Consider the following 407-nt stretch of genomic DNA (forward strand, 5'->3'; position numbering starts at 1 on the left):
ATGTAAAATCTACAATAAAACAAGGTAAGGTTCACACATTTAGCTAATAAATAATCATAATTAAATGTATGCAATAGATTTAATCTGTTAACATAAGCACTTTATATTATGATAAAATAGAGGCAATAACATTTTTTTCTGGGGGTGTCTAAATGGGAAGGCGATAACATGTAGTTGTAATTTAAGTCATAGTGATAAATTTGAATGCGTGTTACCCATGAGTGACACATATAACATGGAGGTGAATCCCTAGAAATAGGGAATTAATTGGAAACTTCGACCATAATTAGTTTGATTATATTTATTCTATTAATTGCATTAACCACTGTATTTGTTGGTTCAGAATTTGCATTAGTAAAAATTAGAGCAACAAGAATTGAACAGCTAGCAGATGAAGGAAATAAACC

1 protein-coding gene is annotated in these 407 nt (G+C 29.5%); it reads left to right on the plus strand.

Going from position 1 to position 407, the window contains the following annotated elements; all coding sequences use genetic code 11:
• Window positions 1–291 precede the first annotated feature (291 nt).
• Window positions 292–407 (plus strand): CNNM domain-containing protein (locus tag C9I57_RS33775; RefSeq protein ID WP_369008113.1); only part of this gene is annotated, 116 nt, incomplete at its 3' end.

The sequence above is a fragment of the Trinickia symbiotica genome, from assembly GCF_003028655.1.
In the GTDB taxonomy this organism is placed as follows: Bacteria; Pseudomonadota; Gammaproteobacteria; order Burkholderiales; family Burkholderiaceae; genus Trinickia; species Trinickia symbiotica_A.